Raw genomic sequence first — 19,482 nt, 5'->3', positions numbered from 1 at the left:
GAATAAAGATTCTGTCCAAAAGGAAGTCATATTAGCTTGTCCCTGCCCATAAGATGAAGTAGAGTCGAATCCCAAGCAGGAGGCAGCTGATATATGAAACCGATTGTATTTCTACTATCCGGGCTGTGTATACTTATTCTTCTAGTCCCCACCATTCTCGTCCTTCCGTTTCAGGCAGAAAAAGGCGCAGCCGTAAACAGAGAGCCCGGACACAAAACAGCACACACCACACGAGAAACAAAAGGAGCAGAAACATTGAAAGAATCACCTGTATCCATTCCGGTTTATCGGACATCCAATCATTCTGTAGAAAACATTCCGCTTGAAGAGTACGTGGTCGGTGTCGTGGCTTCCGAAATGCCCGCAAACTTTAAACCGGAGGCCTTAAAAGCCCAGGCGCTCGCCGCCCGGACATTCATCGTCAGACTGATGGTCGCTGACTCAGCCGTTCAGGCGCCGAAAGGATCACTGGTGGATGATACGCAAATGTTCCAAGTCTATCAAAGCAAAAGCCAGCTGAAAAAAGAATGGGGTTCTAAGTACGCACACAACCTCAAGAAAATCACAAACGCGGTCGCCGGCACGCAAGGAAAGATTTTAACGTACGACAACAAGCCGATTGAGGCATCTTTCTTCTCTACGAGCAACGGGTATACGGAGAATGCGGAAGCCTATTGGACAAGCGCCATTCCTTATTTAAAAAGCGTGAAAAGTCCGTGGGATAAGCAATCGCCGAAATATCTCGCCACCCAGACCTTCAGTGTGCCGGAGTTTCAGCAAAAGCTCGGCGTACAGCTCTCGGGACAAAACACAGTGGGACAGATTACAGCCAGAACGCCGGGCCATCAAGTGGCGACGGCCGTCATAAACGGCAAAAAGCTGAAGGGAAGAGACATCCGGGAAAAACTCGGACTCCGTTCTGCCGACTTTGAATGGAAACGAAACGGCGGCAGCATCACCATTACGACAAAAGGATTCGGCCACGGCGTCGGCATGAGCCAGTACGGGGCCAATTACATGGCGCAGCAGGGAAAATCAGTGGCGGACATCGTCAAGCATTATTATCAGGGAGTGGACATTTCCGAAGCAGATTCATTTTTAAACAAATATATGGCGAAAAAATAGACGCTTTCATGAGCGTCTGTTTTTTTGAAAACTATTCCATAAACGGTAAAGCAACCAACAGACTCATATAACGAAAGCCTAAAGGCTGACAAATGTCGATTGAAGGCTGAGCGCCGGGTGTAAATCACTGATAAAAATGCCGCTTCTATGTGAATATACGCAAAAATAATGAGGAACGCCGTCCTATTTATTTCCCTTTTCATCTCATTTACGATAAATATTGTTCGGCGTTGAACGTAAATCTATTGAAAAGGGGAAAAAGCAATGAAAAAAACATTTTCACTCATACTCATGCTCGGATTGATGCTGACTGCTGCATCTCCTGCTTTTGCTGCCGAGAATGCAAACGAGAAGACTCTTTCATTTAAAAACAATACCGCCATTTTACTTGATGCGAGCGGCAGTATGGCAAAACGGATTGACGGTGTTTCTAAATACAACATGGCAAAAGAAGAAATTGTCCGTTTTGCGGATCAAATTAAATCTAAATCACAGGTCAGAATGACGGTTTTCGGTTCGGAAGGCAATAATAAAAACTCCGGAAAGGTTCAATCTTGTGAATCCATTCGCGGTGTGTACGGATTCCAAAGGTTTGACAGACAGAGCTTCCTTAACTCTCTTAACGGAATCGGGCCTACGGGCTGGACACCGATTGCAAAAGCATTAGAGGATGCGAAGGCTTCCTTTACCGGTTTGCACAAACTTGGCAGTAAATCCGTTTTCCTGTTGACGGACGGCGAGGAGACATGCGGAGGAGATCCTGTTAAGACAGCGAAAGAACTCCGCAAACAGCATATTAAAGTCAACGTGATCGGCTTTGACTTTAAGGAAGGCTTCAACGGCCAGCTTCACGAGATTGCCAAAGCGGGCGGAGGAAAATATTACGAAGCTCACAGCCAAAAGGATATGAACCGCATCTTTACAATGGCAGCGAGTTCATTAGCGGAATAAGAAAAGGTGCCGTTTATCGGCCCTTTTTTTTATTTTTATTTAACAAAAATTTCAAGAAAAGATGAAGAGAAAACTGTAAAAAGAATCAGATTCCGGACTTATATTACAAAAAGGGCGAAAAAGGCATTAAATCTGTCATCATTTATCCAATCTTTTTAGGATGATGCGCATAATTCTGCTCATTTTTAACGGCGTACCGCCGCTTATACAAAAGGAATCCCGCCCTATATCTTTTTGCATACTCGTCATCTAGCATAGAGAAGAGCCGGGGGCCCATCGGCCAAAAACAAACGGAGAGGAATGAAGGAAATGAAAAAAATGTTCACTGCGGGGATTGTCGGACTTTTGACGCTTTCACTCGGATCACCTGTTTTTGCAGCTGAGAAAAAGCACGAAGAAACAAACGTTGCCGTGCTGTTTGATGCAAGCGGAAGCATGATACAAAAAACAGGGGGAGAGCGTAAAATAGATGTTGCGAAAGAGTCTGTCACTTCTTTTGCGGAAGTTCTTCCTGAAGACACGAATCTGATGCTTCGGGTATTCGGACATAAGGGGAATAATAAAAACTCAGGCAAAGCCGTATCATGTAATGCGACAGAAACGTTATACGGCCTTCAGCCGTACGCCGTGACTCCATTTGAGCAATCACTCAGCAAGATTAAACCGACCGGCTGGACACCGATTGCGAAAGCGCTTTCTGATACGCGTGAAGAATTTGAGCGGGCCGGCGCCGCGGGGAAAAACGTCTTATATCTGATCACAGACGGTGAAGAAACATGCGGCGGTAATCCTCAGGCCGAAATTCAAAAGCTCCGTAAAGCGAACGTCAACACGATCGTCAATATCATCGGCTTCAACTTCGGCATGAAAGGAAGCGAAAGCCTTGAAAAAGCGGCGGAAGCGGGAGGCGGCACATATGTCTCAGCTGACAGCGCGGACGAGTTCAAACAGGCTTGGGAAGACGCTGCAAAGGATTTAGCAAAAGAATAGGTTAAAAAAGGACGCCCGCGCGGCGTCTTTTTTGTTTAGAAAACAAAAACCGCGGGAATGATACGGATAAAAGGAGATGAACGCTGTTGTTAAAAGGAGCAGGCATTATATTAGTGCTGGCGGCAGTCGTTTTTGTTCTGATGGGAATTTTTCTGAAGCTTGCCGCCTTCATATTCGTCAGTATATTGGCCATTATAGCCGCAGTTATTTTATTCACCATTCTGAGCAGACATCATCGCAATGAAACATAGAGTCCTAAAAGGGCTCTTTTTTTAAACCGCAAATTCGACAAAATACAGGGATTGTGGAAGAATAAAAGAGAAGGATACTGCGGAGGGGAAAACAGTGGATGAAAAAACAACAGCGGTAAGAGACATATACCGCTATGAAAAAGGGGTATTAACAAAGACGGCAGATCGGATGGTTTCAGAGTATCCGCTGACTGTCATGGTGAACGGGCAGGAATTTGTTACGCTCGTCTGCACGCCTGACCATTTAGAGGAACTCGTCATCGGATTTCTCGCATCAGAAGGCGTCATTCGTTTTGAAAAAGAGATCAAAAGCTTTACTATAGATGAAAGTCTCGGATTTGCATATGTGGAACTGACGAATCCCGGAGTGCTTGAGCAAAAAGACTATACGAAGAGGGTCATCGGTTCATGCTGCGGGAAAGGCCGCCATTTTTACTTTCAGCAGGATGTGAAAACGGCCAAAACCGCCGTCAGCCGTATCACCATAACTCCTGAGACGTGCCTTCGCCTGATGAAGGAGATGCAAAGCGGGAGCGGCACCTTCCGGGAAACGGGCGGCGTCCATAATGCAGCGCTGTGCGATACGGAAAAGCTGCTCTTCATGAGGACGGACATCGGGCGCCACAACGCGCTGGATAAGCTGTACGGCTGCTGTTTGAAAAACGGAATGCCGGTCCGTGACAAGCTGATCGTCTTCAGCGGCCGGATTTCCTCAGAGGTTTTATTAAAAGCCGCAAAAATCGGCGTGTCGATTGTCATTTCAAAATCGGCCCCGACGGAGCTCGCGCTGCAAATGGCGGAAGAGCTGAACATAACCGCGATAGGTTTTGTCAGAAACGGATCATTTAACGTATACACACATCCTGAACGGGTTGAACAATAGAAAGGGGTCTTGGGCTTATGAATACAGAAACGCGCCGGGTGACAGACAAAAGGGAAAGGCCGCTCAGGGATCTTCGTATCTCTGTAACCGACCGCTGCAACTTCAGATGCACGTACTGTATGCCAGCCGAATTATTCGGACCGGATTATCCATTTTTACAAAAGACGGAATTGCTCTCCTTCGAGGAGCTTGAGCGGCTTGCGAAGCTGTTTGTCGGCCGCTTCGGCGTTGAAAAAATCAGGCTGACGGGCGGAGAGCCGCTCATGAGAAAAGATATGCCTGAATTGATCAAAAAACTTGCGCGCATCCCCGGACTTAAAGATATCGCGATGACGACAAACGGCTCTCTGCTTCCCGTGTATGCGGAAAAACTGAAGCAGGCGGGGCTGCATCGCGTGACAGTCAGCCTCGATTCTTTAGAGGATGAGCGGTTTAAGGCCATTAACGGCCGCGGGGTTTCGGTGAACAAGGTGCTTGAGGGCATTGAGGCGGCAAAATCGGCCGGACTCGGTGTGAAAATCAACATGGTTGTTCAAAAGGGCGTCAATGAAAAAGATATCCTGCCGATGGCCCGCTATTTTAAAGAAAAGGGTCATATTCTCCGGTTTATTGAATTTATGGATGTCGGCAATACGAATCAATGGAATAAAAAAGACGTGATCACGAAGGCCGAGATTATTGATCTGATCAACCAGCACATGCCGACGGAGCCGATAGAAGCAAATTATAAAGGAGAGGTCGCTTCCAGGTTCCGCTATCTTGACGGTTCCGGCGAAATCGGCGTAATTTCCTCCGTATCGGATGCATTCTGCGCCTCCTGCAACAGAGCGCGCCTGTCGGCGAGAGGCGAGCTGTTTACGTGCCTGTTTGCGTCAAGCGGCTATGATGTTCGGAAACTCGTGCGCGGCGGTCTGACCGATGACGAATTGACGGAATCCATCGCTTCTGTCTGGAGAAATCGCACGGATCAGTATTCAATTGACCGCGCGCTTTCTAAAACGGATGGGAAAAAGAAAGTGGAAATGTCTTATATAGGCGGATGAAGAAAAGCTTGCCCGGACCAGGGCAGGCTTTTTTATTCACATTATGAGAGCGGTCTGTTCAAAAAATACCGGTGACAGCCGAAATATATGATAGGAATTTTGATGCAGGACAATCAAGTTATGCAATTCCAAAGCCATACAATATGTTAAAATATAACCAATAGAAATTAGAAAAGGTTGTGAAAGGGGCATGACCGCATACGAGATTCCGTCATCTCAAGTTGGAGTTAAGATCAACAAATGGTACAAGCACATTTTAGCGTTTCAAGCGGCTGATGCCATAAAGCTGAAAGAGGAAATTGATGAGGATATACAACGTATGGAGGAAGACCAGCTGCTGCTGTTATATTATCAGCTGATCAGCTACCGCCATCATATTATGCTTGATTACGTCAAGCCGGAATGCACCGAACAATCACAGATTCAGTACAGCGAGCTGCAAAAGACGATCGAAAGCACGGACAGCATATCGGGACTGTCTGAGTATTATTTCCATTTGTTCAGAGGGATGTATGAATTCGATCACAATAACTATGTTGCGGCTATTTCTTTTTACCGGAAAGCGGAAAAACTCCTTTCATTTGTCGAGGATGATATAGAGAGGGCGGAATTCCATTTCAAGATGTCTGAAGTGTTTTATGTCATGAAGCAGACTCATTTTTCCATGAATCACGGGATTCAGGCGCTGGATACGTATATGAAACACGATTTCTACAGAGTGCGGAGAATTCAATGCCATTTCGTCATCTCAGGAAACTACATCGACTGCAAAAACTACGACAAAGCGCTTGAGCATTTAGACGAAGCCCTCCGCCTTTCTTTGCTTGAAGGACAGCCCCGCCTGATCGGGTCTTCGCTTTACAATCTGGGGAATTGTTATTCTGAAAAGCGCGATCTGGATGAAGCGGCCCGGTACTTTAGAAAAGCGGTTCCCGTTTTTGAAGAGCATCAGCTTGAACAGCTTCCGAAGGCGCTGTTCAGCTTAACGCACACCCTTTTCAGGCTGCATGATGACCAAGCGGCCTTTACCTATTATGAAAGAGGGGTCATGATCGCGAAAGATCGGGGCGACCGATTCAGTTTAGAGAAGTATAAGTTTTTACAAGCGCTTTATTTGGAGTCACTCAATATGGATTTAATCCATGAAGTGTTTGACTATATGAATGAAAAATCGCTGTATGTGTATATTGAAGATTTCGCCTTGGAGGCCGCCGTTTACACAAGCGGACATGGGCAATATAAAGAAGCGGCGTATTTTTATGAAAAAGCGATTCGCATGAGAGAAAACATTCAAAAAGAACAGTGTTTATACGATATATAATTTTCTTAACCATCTGATCAGCAGATGGTTATTTTTTTATGCACATCATAACGTTTGACCATAGAAAAAAACGGAAAAATCGCAAAAGAGAGAAAAAAGTACAAGGGGAAGGAGGGATTTGTTGTTCGGATTCAATGATATGATAAAGTTTTTCGTATCATTTCTCATCATTCTGCCGATGGTGTCTGTCATCCATGTGTCGGGACACAGCTTTATGGCCATGCTGTTCGGGGGCAAGGCATCATTGGATATCGGAATGGGGAAACGTCTTTTAAAAGTAGGGCCGATTCAGGTTCGGCGTATCTACTTCATAGATTCTTTCTGCAAGTTCGGCGAATTGCGGATAGATAACCGCCTGACGAGCGCGCTCGTCTATTCCGGAGGCTGTCTGTTTAATCTCGCTTCTATCTTTTTAATAAATCTGCTGATCATAAAAGATGTCCTTGAGCCAAACTTATTTTTTTACCAATTTGTCTATTTTTCAACTTATTATGTTTTCTTTGCCCTTCTGCCGGTGCAATACGGGGATAATAAGCTGTCAGACGGATTGGCTGTTTACAAAGTGCTCCGCTACGGGGAACGCTGTGAAATCAATAATTGAGAGTTGAAATGTTTGCGTTCAGGCTGAAAGGGAAGAAAACAAGTACACAGAACAAAAAAGGAGCTGAAGAGATCATGAGTGAAGATAACGGTTTAAAAGACAAAGTAAAAGGCGGCATGAACAAAATGAAAGGGGAAGCAAAGGACAAAGCAGGCGACATGGCAGACAAGTCCGACTTAAAAGCGGAAGGTAAAAAAGACAAAGCGAAAGGCAGCCTGCAAAAGGGTGTCGGTAAAACGAAAGATAAACTCAGTGATGATTAATTTGATAGTGAAACACAGCAAAAGCCCAAAATATTTTGGGCTTTTTGTTATGAGAAATGACAAAAATTCCAGTTCATTTGGTTAATATTCACTAAATTTTTAAATATTCTATAAATTCACCGGTAATTTCTTTATAATATTCACATAGAATGTAACCTTTCTTCACATTTAATTAAACGTTTGTTGAAGAAAAAAATCAGAAATCGGTAATTTCTGCAAAAGGAATCGGGCCGTTCACCGTCGAATAACTTTTATCACTTAACATTTCATGAGGTGAAGGGGGTGACGGCCGCCTGCATCGTTTCGGTATGACCATCGGATTGTGTTTGACTATCACTAAGGGGGAATACAGATGAAACTGACACCGGTTGAACAAGAAAAATTGCTTATTTTTACGGCGGGAGAGCTCGCTAAGCAGCGGAAGGCGCGCGGCGTTCTGCTGAATTATCCCGAAGCCGCCGCATATTTGACCTGTTATCTGATGGAAGGCGCGAGAGACGGAAAAAGCGTTGCTGAGCTGATGGAATCCGGCCGCAATGTATTGACGGAAAAAGACGTTATGGAAGGCGTTGCGGAAATGCTGGACAGCATTCAGGTGGAAGCGACGTTCCCGGACGGGGTTAAGCTTGTCACCGTTCATCAGCCGATCAAAGCGGAGGTGAAGTCATGAAGCCGGGAGCGATTCAAGTCGCAAAGGGGACCATCACCATTAACGAAGGCCGGAAGACGCTGGAGGTGTCAGTCACCAATAACGGAACGCGGTCAGTGCAGGTAGGATCGCATTTTCATTTTGCCGAAGCCAACGGCGCCCTTTCCTTCAATCGGGACAAAGCAATCGGCATGCGCCTTGATATCCCGTCAGGCACATCTGTCCGTTTTGAACCGGGAGAAGAGAAAACCGTCACGCTCGTGGAAATCGGAGGGCGAAAAACGGTCAGAGGTCTCAACGGCATGGCCGATACGTATATGGATGAGCGGGGAAAAGAGAAGACTCTGTCAAATCTTAAAAAAGCCGGATGGATGGAGGAGGCGATCCGATGAAAATGTCACGTGAGCAATACGCAGAACTGTTCGGACCGACAACGGGAGACAAAGTCAGACTCGGAGATACGGATTTATGGATTGAAGTCGAAAAAGATTTCACGAATTACGGTGAAGAAATGATTTTCGGCGGAGGGAAAACAATCCGGGACGGCATGGGGCAGAACGGGCGTATCACCGGGAAAGACGGAGCGCTTGATCTGGTTATTACAAACGCCGTCATCCTGGATTATACCGGAATCGTCAAGGCGGATATCGGGGTGAAGGACGGCCGGATTGTCGGCGTCGGGAAAAGCGGCAACCCGGATATTATGGATGGGGTGGACCCGCACATGATTATCGGTGCCGGAACAGAAGTCATTTCCGGCGAAGGGAAAATCATAACGGCCGGCGGGGTGGATACGCATATCCACTTTATCTGCCCGCAGCAGATGGAAGTCGCGCTTTCTTCAGGCGTGACCACGCTTCTCGGCGGCGGAACGGGTCCTGCGACGGGAAGTAAAGCGACGACTTGTACATCCGGTGCATGGTACATGTCGAGAATGCTGGAAGCGGCCGAGGAGTTTCCGATCAACGTCGGTTTCTTAGGAAAAGGGAATGCATCCGATAAAGCGCCGCTGATCGAGCAGGTGGAAGCAGGCGCGATCGGCCTGAAGCTGCATGAAGATTGGGGAACAACGCCAAGCGCCATTAAAGCTTGCATGGAAGTCGCGGATGAGGCGGACATTCAGGTGGCGATCCACACAGACACGATTAATGAAGCGGGCTTTTTAGAAAATACGCTTGATGCGATCGGCGATCGGGTTATCCATACATATCACATAGAGGGAGCCGGCGGAGGCCACGCACCGGATATTATGAAACTCGCATCTTACGCCAATATCCTGCCGTCCTCTACGACGCCGACGATTCCGTATACCGTCAACACGATGGATGAGCATCTTGATATGATGATGGTCTGCCATCATTTAGATTCAAAAGTGCCTGAAGACGTGGCATTCAGTCATTCACGCATCAGAGCGGCCACCATTGCGGCGGAGGATATTCTGCACGATATCGGCGCGATCAGCATGACGTCATCTGACTCGCAGGCGATGGGCAGGGTGGGAGAAGTGATTATCCGGACATGGCAGGTTGCCGATAAAATGAAAAAGCAGCGCGGCGCTCTATCAGGAGAAAACGGCAATGACAATGTGCGCGCCAAACGCTATATCGCCAAATACACGATCAACCCGGCCGTCACTCACGGCCTGAGCCATGAAGTCGGTTCCGTTGAAAAAGGAAAGCTCGCCGACCTCGTACTATGGGACCCGGTTTTCTTCGGCGTCAAACCTGAACTTGTGCTCAAAGGCGGCATGATCGCCCGCGCCCAAATGGGAGATCCGAATGCTTCCATTCCGACGCCTGAGCCCGTGTTTATGCGGCAGATGTACGCATCATACGGTAAAGCAAACCGAAATACCTCTATTACATTTATGTCCCAGGCCGGTATCGCAAACGGTGTGCCGGAAAAGCTCGGCCTTGAAAAAATGATTTCTCCCGTACGGAATATCCGTAAGCTGAGTAAGCTCGACATGAAGCTGAATGACGCGATGCCGAATATACAAGTCGATCCGAAAACCTATCAGGTGTTCGCCGACGGAGAAGAGCTGGCATGCCAGCCCGTCAGCTATGTTCCGCTCGGACAGCGTTATTTTTTATTTTAATCCCTCTCCGGCCGGTTTCCCGCCGGCCTGTTTACACCTCTATTGCCAACTTGATTTCATCCTGCCGCCCGTTTTAGTGTATATTAGTAGTTGACAAACAAATGAAATGTAACCATTGTGGTTACAACGGTGGTGAAAAACATGATTAACAGCCGTCTTGCTGTGGCCATTCACATTCTATCGCTGATCTCAACGGATGAACGGGCGTCATCGGACATGATTGCGGGCAGCGTAAACACCAATCCCGTCGTGGTGCGGAGAACGATCAGCCAGCTGAAAAAAGCGGGTATTCTGACATCCCGGGCGGGTGTTCCGGGAGCCAGCCTGAAAAAAGATCCGTCGGAGATCACCCTCTTAGAGGTTTACAGGGCTGTGCAGAATAAGGAAGAGCTTTTTGCGGTTCACGACAATCCGAACCCCGACTGTCCGGTCGGCAAAAATATGCAGCGCGCGCTTGATGAGACGTTCGGAAGCGTACAGCGGGCAATGGAGAATGAACTTGCGAGCAAGTCCCTTTATGATGTAATGAATCATCTCTTTTGTTAAAAAGAGATGGTTCATCCCGCTATCGGTGTAACAAAAATGGTTACAAGGGGGAGGCGGTTACCGGGATATTTTTATTTTGCTTAAGGCTTATGTGAAGGTGTCAGCTGTGAGCAAGTTAAACAAAAAATGATATCCTGCCTCCAGCAATGCTAAAACCGTTCGCCTCTTAATAATCATTATAAAATGTCTCAAGGAACGATCAGCAGCCCGTTAGCTGCCCCTAATTAAAGATGAGCTGTTACCACACTGTTACATTAGAACTTCCGCTGCTTTTATATCCTTCTGTCGCTAAGACTTGGTAAGCCCAATTACTGCCCAGATTCATTCCATGGCTCTTCCATGCGTTAACATGATTGCTGAAAGTGATTGCAGCGTTGCTTCCGGTTGGTCTCTTCGACTGGCGAACACTCCAGTACTGCGTAAACGTAGTGTTATCGCCATCAATGGAAGGTGCGTTATAACGTGTCGTTGTATATATGTCATATGTACCTCCATCACTCTTTACAGTACCTTTATACGTTCCGGTAGGTCTGTAAGTACCCCATGAATCCACCACATAATATTCGATGAGAGGTGCTCTCGTCCAGCCATATAAAGTCAAATATCCATTGCCATTCGGCGCCCAGACTCCGGCATTATAGTTTATTGTTCTAAATGGCGAGCCTGTAGTCCAGCCTTTACCAACAACGAAATTTCCGGTATTAGACCAATTAACACTGTAATTCCCGCCAGATCCATTGACTGCGTTGACTGTTCCGCCCCCATCAGTCCAATTTTGCCAGTAATCTGTGCCAGCTGCAGAGGCGGTTGCCGAAAACATGCTGATACTTATGAAAGCTGCCGTTAATCCAACTAAGAATTTCTTTTTAAACTTAAACATATGTTACCTCCTATACTATTTTTTCTGACTTTGACATGAGGCAGCACTCGTAAATATTTAACGAACGCCAACGCTTTTGATCGTTCCTTTCAATATAATAGCATGAATACATGAGTGAATATTAAGAACAATTGTAATTTAATTACAAAGACCCAAAAAATGTATTATAAGCGGTCTTGTTCCGCCATGGCTTTTATCCTTATTTTGCAGAATCACAATTCTTGCTTCTAAACCTGATCAGGAACAGTCGAACAATTGAGTGATTTCAGTTGAAACTCTGAGGAAAAGTTTTATTTGAAAAAACTTTTTTGAGCTGAAGCCGGAATGTCCGAAAAAATATCTGCAGACAGCGTTATTGGAAAATCCAAAGCAGAAAAACTTTACCGTTACCGAAGAAGCGGAATAAGAAAAAATCCCGGGCGGATGCGCCGGGATTTTCTTTTTAATATGTATTGGCATCAATATTATTAAACGCGTCGTCCACGATGCCGAGCGTCATGAGGATAACGAAAAGAACGATGCCGAGAACGGACAAGCCGACCGTCACAATCAGGTAGATCCCCTGCATTTTCACGAACTTTGCATAATTCTCCAGCATATGTTCCTCTGTCAGTTCATTGAACTGCTCCGCCATCTGTCCCGCTTCATTTGCCGAGCGCATCAGAAAAATGCCGGCAATGATCTGCAAAACGCCGGGAATGGCTCCGATTAAAAAGAAAAACGCGCCCGAAAGCGCCGCAAACGCGCCTATAATAATAAATAAAATACCTGTCGCTTTTCCCCACTTCGAAATAGAAATAAGCGAACGATTCACTGATTCAGGTTTCAAACTATGGCACTCCTTTACAAAAAAATACTCACTTTTCATTTATACACTATTCGGTCATTCTTTTGAATATAAAATGTGTTTTTTCGTGCCGTGTCCGTTTTTATATCAGAAAATTCCCGAGAAACACCCCGGGAATTACAAAATCGGCGACAGAAGTCTTGAAATCGATTCTTTAATGCGGATCCGCAGCGAACGCTCCTGATATTCTTCATACGTATATTTTCTGGAGACGAGCAGATCTTCTTTAAATGAAGAAATGAGTTTTTTCGCGATGGTGACGTCATAAATAAAGGCGTTGACTTCAAAATTAAGTCTGAAGCTTCTGACGTCGATATTCGCCGTACCGACGGAAGCCGTCTCATCATCGACGACAATCGTTTTTGCATGAATAAAGCCGTTATCGTAAATGTAGACTGAGGCTCCGGCTTTTAAAAGATCGCCGATGTAAGATAAAGTCGCCCAGTAAACGAAAGCGTGATCCGGCTTGTTCGGAATCATGATTTTGACGTCGATGCCTGACAGACAGGCGATCCTGAGGGCATCTAAAAGACTTGAGTCAGGAATAAAGTAAGGCGTCTGAATCAGGATCGACCGTTTGGCCGTTGAGATCATCTTGATATAGCCGTTTTTAATTTGTTCCCATTCTGAGTCCGGTCCGCTCGTGACAATTTGCATCCCGACATTGCCCTTCGGCTCGCATTCCGGAAAATGATTCGGAACGTATGTGAGCGTATGATGATGGGAGGCTTGGTTCCAATCGAGGATAAACCGTGTCTGAATGGCGTGTACCGCCGTGCCTTGAAGCCTGAGGTGCGTATCGCGCCAGTAGCCGAATTTCGGATTCAGGCCGAGATATTCATCTCCGACGTTAAAGCCGCCGACATAGCCGGTTTCGCCGTCAATGATGACGAGCTTGCGGTGATTCCGATAATTGAGCCGCAAATTAATCGGACGAAGCCTGGAAGGAAAAAAGACTTCCACATGGCCGCCGGCGTCCCGCAGCGGTTTGAAGAATTTTTTTCTGAGTGATCTTGAACCGAGTTCATCATATAACACTCTGACTTTTACGCCTTCCCGTGCTTTTTTCACTAAGGCATCGCGCAATTTTTTTCCCAGTTCATCACCTTTATAAATATAGTATTGAAGGTGAATGTGATCTTTTGCGTTGGAAATGTCCTTCATTAAGCGTTTGAACTTATCGCGCCCGTCCGTCAAAATCTCCACCGAATTATCCTCTGTAAAGACTGCGTGGTTGTTCATGACAAGCATATAGATGAGGTCTTTATTATCCACAGTCGCTCTGTTGTTAAATTGGAATTGCCTCGACTTCAGATCTTTCAGCTGAGACTTCAGCAGCTTTTCAATCCCGATTTTTTTACGGTCCTCCCATTGGAACAGATGCTTGCGTCTCAGGTTATGGCCGAATAACAGGTATAAAATAAACCCTAAAATGGGAATAAAAAAAAGAACCAAAAGCCAAGCCCATGAAGCGCTGGCATCGCGTCTTTCTTTGAAAATCATGATGACGGCCAAAAGTATATTTAAAACGAAAAAAAATCCGAATAAAATAAATGAAATGCTCACTTTGCAACCCCGCTATATCATATTTATCAAGACTGTGCCCATTAGTATTCCGACAAGTGCAGCAATCTGATTCCCATTTCAAATTATAACATTGACATTTTGAAAGAATAAAGAGCCGGAATCAAAGATGAATGCAGTTTTCTTTCAAAGAAAGTTCCGGGTGCGGTAAAATATGCATATATGAAAAAGAAGACAAAAATGACAGCAAAGGGGAGAGGGCATGAAGCTGGAGCATGCGGAACAATTGCCGGGATTCATAAAAAAAGAAATTCAGAAAATACAAATCGCCATTGCGCCGCTGATGAAAAAAAGCATCATTTACCGTTTTCTTGCTTTCCCGCTCGCCGCTTTTAGTCTGTTTCATCTGGCATCGCTTTTGATTCAGGCCCCTTCCGGGAGAGGAGCTCTCGTGTCGGCCGGCATTTTTGCCCTCCTGGCGGCCTTGGGTCTTGCATTGTTTAAGGAAGCCGGCTATCAGCGGAAACAGGTGCAAAAAACGATCCGCCTTTATATGCTGAACAGAATCAGAAAAAGCGATATTCTGTCCGAAGAACGGAAAAGCGCCTATACCCGGCTGATTGCCGAGGAGCCGTCTGCGATGAAGAGCTTTATTGAATTTTTAACGGAAGAAGACCGGAAAAAAGAAATGCTTTATTAAAAAAGAGCTGACGCGCGATCAGCTCTTTTTGTCATTCAAACACCGGGTCGTTCTCATAGTAATATGAATCAGGCGTGTCATACGTATCAGTGCTGTGATAAGCGATAATTCCGATGACAGCGAAGATGACGACTAAAATAAAAGCGAGAATGCCCAATACCACACTGGAAGCCGCGTAAAAAAACTGCATTTTGATAAATGACGCGTAATGTGCAAGCATATTTTCTTCTAGTCCTTCCTGAAGGGCGGCCGCCGCTTTTGCCGAGCGCATCAGCATGACGCCGGAAATGATGAGCAGAACCCCCGGAATGGCTCCGAGCAGCGTCACAATGGCTGACAGAGCGGAAAGAGAGCCCGTGATGATCAGAAACACGGCAGTGATCTTTCCCCATTTGGCGATGTCGGCAAGGGAACGGGCTTTTTTATTGAGCGGCTGGTTTTCGTCTTTGTCTTTATCTATGGTGATCATGACAGTTCTCTCCCTAAAATGTTCAAGTCATATCGTTTTCCGTCCATTTCGGCGATACCCGGGAATACGCCCCATTCGGTAAAACCGAATTTTTCAAACAGCTTAATGCTCGGCACATTATGTCCGAAGATAAAAGCCATCAGGCTGCGGATGCCGATTGCCGGAGCGAGTGCCAGGGCTTCTTTCAGCAGAAAGCTTCCTGCTCCTTTGCCGCGGCAATCCTGATGCAGATAGATGCTGATCTCCGCCGTTTTGTCATAGGCCGGACGGCCGTAAAACGTTTCAAAGCTGATCCAGGCCGCCACTTTGCCGGTTTCATCTTCCGCGACCATCAGCGGGCGCCGGTCCGTGTGCCGCAGAAACCAATCCATCCGGTCTGCGGGCGTTACTTCTTCCGTATCAGCCGTTACCATTCGTGAGGCAATCGTCGAGTTGTAAATGGCCACCACCGCATCTAAATCCTCCAATACGGCTTTGCGCAGGGTCAAATTCATATTCCGGGATCTCCCTTCACATTTCATTACATAAATAAGTGCAATCTGCACATACTATTTCCAAAAAAGTTTTTTATGGATGTGTATATATTTTCAGAAAAGTGTTCAGAATGTTGCTGAGGTGATGAACAAATGAGAGAGGAAGAAAAGAAAACTTCTCAAGTCAAAAAACTTCAGCGGTTTTTTCGCAAACGCTGGATATTCCCTGCAATCTACTTAGTCAGTGCGGCCGTCATTTTAACAGCTGTCCTTTGGTATCAATCCGTTTCGAATGATGTGAAGGACAATCTGACGAACAACGGCGGAAACTCCGCGTATGACAGCGGCAAAGACGATGCCGTCGAAGTAGGCAAGTCAATGGAAAACGTCGCAATGCCGGCTGCTCATTCTGAAAATGTTTCTGTTGTGAAAAAGTTTTATGAAACTGATGCCGCAAAAAAAGAGAAAGAAGCAGCACTTGTTAACTATAATAACACGTACAGCCTCAGTAAAGGAATTGACTTAGCTGAGAAAGACGGAAAATCATTTGATGTTTCTGCTTCTCTGAGCGGTACGGTTGTTAAAGCTGCTAAAGACCCGGTACTGGGGTATGTGGTTGAAATTGAACACTCAGACGGCCTGTCTACTGTCTATCAGTCTTTATCTGAAGTCAGCGTGGATCAGGGCGACAAAGTAAAGCAGAACCAGGTCATCGGTAAATCCGGAAAAAACCTTTACAGTGAAGAAAGCGGAAATCACGTGCACTTTGAAATCCGCAAGGACGGCGTAGCGATGAACCCGCTCAATTTTATGGACAAGCCGGTAACATCTATTGAAAAAGCGGCGGCTGAAGAGAAAAACGCTTTGACAGAAGAAACGGAAGGGTCAATTCAGCAGTCTTCCGAGAAAAAAGATGTGACGCCTAAAAAAGAAACCGAAGAAAAACCGGGTGACAAAGAGGACGGCACAAAAGACAAGACAGATGGTAAAGATGACGGCTCAATGAAAGATTCGGGCAAGTAATCTTGATCCCAAAGCGCCTATCAGCTCTGATAGGCGCTTTTCATATTGCCGCATGTGCCTTTATACTAGTAGAAAACGAAGGAGATGCTGAATGAATAAATGTCTGGCGGCCGGGTGGCTCGTCTTTGTTTTCGTTTCTGCTTTGACTGAAAGCTTTCACGATATGGTTGTGTCGCAGACGGTGTCCTTCCGTTTCACGCCCCATCCGGATGTGTCCGGTTTCTTAGTGTTCGATATGGCGGAGCTCGCAATACCGGAAGCGGCGATTCAAAAGCTCGGGCACGCGTTTTCATTTTTTGTGCTCGCCTATTTGTTTTTCAGAGAGAGCAGGCGCATGAAGAGGGCGGTGCTGTATGCATTGGCCGCCGCTTTCCTGACAGAAATCGTCCAGCTCTTTTTCGGCAGAAACGGATGCCTCCGCGATGTGCTGATTGACAGTCTCGGCATTGCCGCATTCTGTGCTTTACAAAGGAAAAAGCATACAGCCAAACATACAAAAACCGGCAGTCTGTGACAGACGCCGGCTTTTTTTATATATTATGGTTTGTCGATTTGTTTTTATGAACGATACTTTCATAGATTCGCACGATCAGATCGACAATCGGACGAAGCACATTTGAAAATCTGAACAGCAGGAATCCGACAATGAGGGAAACGATAATGCTTCCGAGCACATCGATCGGATAGTGGTGGCCGACCCAAATTCTTGAGAAGCCGGTCAAAAGGCCGAAAATCACAAGCGGCCAGCCGAGTTTTTTGTTGCGGAACAGAATCGCAATTGAAATCGCCAAAGCGCCTGTCGTATGGTCACTCGGAAATGAAGCATCCGCGGCATGAGGGATCAGCGTATGAACCGTATGCTCGACAAAGGGGCGCGGCTCGATATAGACCTTCGTGATGAGGTAGTTGACGATAAGCGCCGCAACACCCGTGAAGCCCGCGTACAGGGCGTTTTGTCTGCCTTTTGTGCTTCCGAACAGCCACATGGCAAGCAGGAAAAGGGCGTAGGCGTAAATGGCGTATTCCGTAATAAATACCATGATAGAGTCGAGAATGGCACTATGGTGCGACAAACCATTGATCGCTTTAAATAGTTCGTAATTCACAAATATCACCTTTTATCTTTATTTTATATGAACAGTGTAATGCTTTTTTCTATGAGACACAATTGGTATTAAAAATAATCATAAAAAAGTAAACAGAATGAAACGTGACTGTATTACTGTGCGTCAAGTATGCGGGAAAAGAATAGCCGAAGGAGTTTTGTCCGTTGCTGAAACGTTTGAAAAACGCCGATCTGCCGCTTGTGTTTGTCATTATGCTGCTTTGCGGATTCGGCTTGTTAATGGTGTACAGCGCCAGTGATGTGATGGGGTCTCAGCGGTACGGAGATCCATCCTATTTCTTCCATAAACAAAGTACCTCTTTACTGATCGGATTATGCTTATTTCTATTTGCCGCCTGTCTGCCGTATAAGCGGTATGCGCGGCTTGTACCGCTGTTTGTGGTCGGTTCGCTGGTATTGCTGCTGCTCGTATTGATACCGGGAATCGGGCTGGAGCGGAATTTTTCCCGCAGGTGGCTGGGAGCGGGCCCGCTTGTTGTACAGCCGTCTGAATTGGCGAAGATCGCCATGATTTTGTATTTCGCTTCGATTTATACGAAAAAGCAGCCGTACATTCATCAATTTGTGAAAGGGGTTCTGCCGCCTTTAGTGATTTTGGGGACCGCTTTTCTGCTGACATTGGCGGAGCCTGATTTAGGGACGGCTTCCTTAATCCTGGCGGCGTGCGGGTCGATTTTATTATGTGCCGGCTTGAAAAAGCGCCATCTGTTCGTGCTCGGCGCGACGGCGGTGTCCGGGGTTGTTTATCTCGCATTTTCCGCTTCCTATCGTGTGAAGCGCCTCGTTTCCTTTACCAATCCGTTTGGTGACGCGAACGGGGACGGCTATCAGCTGATTCAATCCTATTTTGCTATTTCCGGAGGCGGGTTTTTCGGAAGAGGGCTTGGAAACAGTGTTGAAAAAATGAACTATCTGCCTGAGGCGCATACCGATTTCATTATGGCCGTAATCAGCGAAGAGCTGGGGATATTCGGTGTTCTGATCGTTTTGGGATTATATTTTGCGTTAATGCTTCTCGGCGTAAAAACGGCCGTGCGGGCTGATGACCCGTTCGGGAAGCTTCTTGCCATCGGAATTACGTTTCAATTAATGTTTCAGGTTGTATTGAATTTGGGAGCGATGAGCGGACTCCTCCCGGTTACCGGTGTGCCGCTTCCGTTTATCAGCTACGGCGGTTCTTCATTGATTATGACGCTGTTTTTGTGCGGCATACTGGTCAATATCAGTACATATGCGAAAAAACAACCCGTACGGCATAAGCGGCCTGTCCCGCATGAAAAAAAGGTTTCTTCTTTTTAATGGAGTCCGAAAAAAAAAACGCCCGGGATATGCTGTCTCCGGGCGTTCTGTCTGTTTATAAAGCTTCTGGTCCTTCTTCTCCGGTGCGGATATTAATCGTGTTTCCGATTTCATAGACGAATATTTTTCCGTCTCCGGGCTCTCCCGTTTTCAGCACTTTTTTCGCCGTTTCCACCACTTGATCAACGGGGACCTTGCTGACAACGATTTCCACTTTCAGCCGTTCATATACATTGCTTTCAATTTTGACTCCGCGGTATAGTTCGGTGTGGGCTTTTTGAAGGCCGCAGCCGTGTACGTTGGAGAAGGTCAGCGATGTGACTCCGATTTTACCGAGTTCCTGTTTCAATGTTTCAAACTTAGCGGGACGCGTAACGATTTCTACCTTGAACATTTGACCGCTCATCTAAGCCACTCCTC

At 46.2% G+C, this 19,482-nt stretch carries 24 protein-coding genes; 17 read left to right on the top strand and 7 right to left on the bottom strand.

Going from position 1 to position 19,482, the window contains the following annotated elements:
- The first annotated feature begins 93 nt into the window (after positions 1-93).
- The 13 genes from spoIID (at position 94) to K3G25_RS12540 (ending at position 10,721) form a co-directional block, all read left to right on the top strand.
- Positions 94-1,125: a stage II sporulation protein D gene (gene spoIID, locus K3G25_RS12600; RefSeq protein WP_017418739.1), complete on the top strand. Its 1,032-nt coding sequence runs from the start codon at positions 94-96 to the stop codon at positions 1,123-1,125.
- Between the two features lie 264 nt (positions 1,126-1,389).
- Positions 1,390-2,076 (top strand): VWA domain-containing protein, encoded by a 687-nt coding sequence (locus tag K3G25_RS12595; protein WP_007407590.1) that lies wholly within the window; start codon positions 1,390-1,392, stop codon positions 2,074-2,076.
- Positions 2,077-2,385: 309 nt separating this feature from the next.
- A complete protein-coding gene (locus tag K3G25_RS12590) occupies positions 2,386-3,066 on the top strand; it encodes a VWA domain-containing protein (RefSeq protein WP_232489329.1) in 681 nt (226 codons plus the stop codon).
- A gap of 86 nt (positions 3,067-3,152) precedes the next feature.
- A complete protein-coding gene (locus K3G25_RS12585) occupies positions 3,153-3,317 on the top strand; it encodes a hypothetical protein (protein WP_007407587.1) in 165 nt (54 codons plus the stop codon).
- Between the two features lie 94 nt (positions 3,318-3,411).
- Positions 3,412-4,200 carry a formate dehydrogenase accessory sulfurtransferase FdhD gene (fdhD, locus tag K3G25_RS12580; RefSeq protein WP_017418742.1) on the top strand — a complete coding sequence of 263 codons (789 nt, stop codon included), beginning with the start codon at positions 3,412-3,414 and terminating at the stop codon, positions 4,198-4,200.
- A 17-nt stretch (positions 4,201-4,217) separates the two neighbouring features.
- On the top strand, positions 4,218-5,243 hold the full coding sequence (gene moaA / locus K3G25_RS12575) for a GTP 3',8-cyclase MoaA (RefSeq protein WP_014419094.1): 1,026 nt from the start codon (positions 4,218-4,220) through the stop codon (positions 5,241-5,243).
- Between the two features lie 190 nt (positions 5,244-5,433).
- Positions 5,434-6,564: a response regulator aspartate phosphatase gene (locus K3G25_RS12570; RefSeq protein WP_064108061.1), complete on the top strand. Its 1,131-nt coding sequence runs from the start codon at positions 5,434-5,436 to the stop codon at positions 6,562-6,564.
- Between the two features lie 121 nt (positions 6,565-6,685).
- Positions 6,686-7,165 carry a hypothetical protein gene (locus K3G25_RS12565; RefSeq protein WP_007407583.1) on the top strand — a complete coding sequence of 160 codons (480 nt, stop codon included), beginning with the start codon at positions 6,686-6,688 and terminating at the stop codon, positions 7,163-7,165.
- A 74-nt stretch (positions 7,166-7,239) separates the two neighbouring features.
- Positions 7,240-7,428 carry a CsbD family protein gene (locus K3G25_RS12560; protein ID WP_026092293.1) on the top strand — a complete coding sequence of 63 codons (189 nt, stop codon included), beginning with the start codon at positions 7,240-7,242 and terminating at the stop codon, positions 7,426-7,428.
- Positions 7,429-7,780: 352 nt separating this feature from the next.
- On the top strand, positions 7,781-8,098 hold the full coding sequence (gene ureA, locus K3G25_RS12555; RefSeq protein ID WP_003151198.1) for an urease subunit gamma: 318 nt from the start codon (positions 7,781-7,783) through the stop codon (positions 8,096-8,098).
- The gene (gene ureB / locus K3G25_RS12550; RefSeq protein ID WP_003151199.1) at positions 8,095-8,469 is read left to right on the top strand and encodes an urease subunit beta; all 375 of its coding nucleotides are present in this window, start codon (positions 8,095-8,097) and stop codon (positions 8,467-8,469) included. The genes ureA and ureB overlap by 4 nt, the downstream gene beginning before the upstream one ends.
- Complete coding sequence (gene ureC, locus K3G25_RS12545; RefSeq protein ID WP_232489328.1) at positions 8,466-10,175, top strand: urease subunit alpha; 1,710 nt, start codon at positions 8,466-8,468, stop codon at positions 10,173-10,175. The genes ureB and ureC overlap by 4 nt, the downstream gene beginning before the upstream one ends.
- 141 nt (positions 10,176-10,316) lie before the next feature.
- Positions 10,317-10,721, top strand: a complete 405-nt coding sequence (locus tag K3G25_RS12540) for an Rrf2 family transcriptional regulator (RefSeq protein WP_014419089.1) — start codon at positions 10,317-10,319, stop codon at positions 10,719-10,721.
- A gap of 238 nt (positions 10,722-10,959) precedes the next feature.
- On the opposite strand, the gene xynA is transcribed toward K3G25_RS12540, so the two are convergent.
- The 3 genes from xynA to cls form a co-directional block, all read right to left on the bottom strand.
- Positions 10,960-11,601, bottom strand: a complete 642-nt coding sequence (gene xynA, locus K3G25_RS12535) for an endo-1,4-beta-xylanase XynA (protein ID WP_014419087.1) — start codon at positions 11,599-11,601, stop codon at positions 10,960-10,962.
- A gap of 442 nt (positions 11,602-12,043) precedes the next feature.
- Positions 12,044-12,430, bottom strand: coding sequence for a DUF5362 family protein (locus K3G25_RS12530; RefSeq protein ID WP_022553912.1), 387 nt, complete (start codon positions 12,428-12,430; stop codon positions 12,044-12,046).
- Positions 12,431-12,565: 135 nt separating this feature from the next.
- A complete protein-coding gene (gene cls, locus K3G25_RS12525) occupies positions 12,566-14,014 on the bottom strand; it encodes a cardiolipin synthase (RefSeq protein WP_007407575.1) in 1,449 nt (482 codons plus the stop codon).
- A 220-nt stretch (positions 14,015-14,234) separates the two neighbouring features.
- Here cls and K3G25_RS12520 point away from each other — a divergent pair, with 220 nt between their 5' ends.
- Positions 14,235-14,672: a DUF5392 family protein gene (locus tag K3G25_RS12520; protein WP_014419085.1), complete on the top strand. Its 438-nt coding sequence runs from the start codon at positions 14,235-14,237 to the stop codon at positions 14,670-14,672.
- 31 nt (positions 14,673-14,703) lie between these two features.
- Here K3G25_RS12520 and K3G25_RS12515 read toward each other — a convergent pair whose 3' ends face one another.
- Both K3G25_RS12515 and K3G25_RS12510 read right to left on the bottom strand, forming a co-directional pair.
- Complete coding sequence (locus K3G25_RS12515) at positions 14,704-15,141, bottom strand: DUF5362 family protein (protein WP_232489327.1); 438 nt, start codon at positions 15,139-15,141, stop codon at positions 14,704-14,706.
- Positions 15,138-15,629: a GNAT family N-acetyltransferase gene (locus tag K3G25_RS12510; RefSeq protein WP_087920810.1), complete on the bottom strand. Its 492-nt coding sequence runs from the start codon at positions 15,627-15,629 to the stop codon at positions 15,138-15,140. Before K3G25_RS12510 ends, K3G25_RS12515 begins: the two co-directional genes overlap by 4 nt.
- Positions 15,630-15,767: 138 nt before the next feature.
- Here K3G25_RS12510 and K3G25_RS12505 point away from each other — a divergent pair, with 138 nt between their 5' ends.
- Positions 15,768-16,637, top strand: coding sequence for a stage II sporulation protein SpoIIQ (locus tag K3G25_RS12505; protein WP_014419084.1), 870 nt, complete (start codon positions 15,768-15,770; stop codon positions 16,635-16,637).
- Positions 16,638-16,728: 91 nt separating this feature from the next.
- A complete protein-coding gene (locus K3G25_RS12500; RefSeq protein ID WP_232489326.1) occupies positions 16,729-17,151 on the top strand; it encodes a VanZ family protein in 423 nt (140 codons plus the stop codon).
- A gap of 16 nt (positions 17,152-17,167) precedes the next feature.
- Here K3G25_RS12500 and K3G25_RS12495 read toward each other — a convergent pair whose 3' ends face one another.
- Positions 17,168-17,743, bottom strand: coding sequence for an undecaprenyl-diphosphatase (locus tag K3G25_RS12495; protein WP_061860945.1), 576 nt, complete (start codon positions 17,741-17,743; stop codon positions 17,168-17,170).
- A 164-nt stretch (positions 17,744-17,907) separates the two neighbouring features.
- Here K3G25_RS12495 and ftsW point away from each other — a divergent pair, with 164 nt between their 5' ends.
- Positions 17,908-19,062: a putative lipid II flippase FtsW gene (gene ftsW, locus K3G25_RS12490; RefSeq protein WP_015418402.1), complete on the top strand. Its 1,155-nt coding sequence runs from the start codon at positions 17,908-17,910 to the stop codon at positions 19,060-19,062.
- 55 nt (positions 19,063-19,117) lie between these two features.
- Here ftsW and K3G25_RS12485 read toward each other — a convergent pair whose 3' ends face one another.
- The gene (locus tag K3G25_RS12485; RefSeq protein WP_014419080.1) at positions 19,118-19,468 is read right to left on the bottom strand and encodes a P-II family nitrogen regulator; all 351 of its coding nucleotides are present in this window, start codon (positions 19,466-19,468) and stop codon (positions 19,118-19,120) included.
- Positions 19,469-19,482 lie beyond the last annotated feature (14 nt).

The sequence above is a fragment of the Bacillus sp. FCW2 genome (assembly GCF_021228595.1).
GTDB lineage: Bacteria > Bacillota > Bacilli > Bacillales > Bacillaceae > Bacillus > Bacillus velezensis.
The sequence above is the reverse complement of the archived record's forward strand: the minus strand, read 5'-3'. Positions and strand labels throughout refer to the sequence as shown.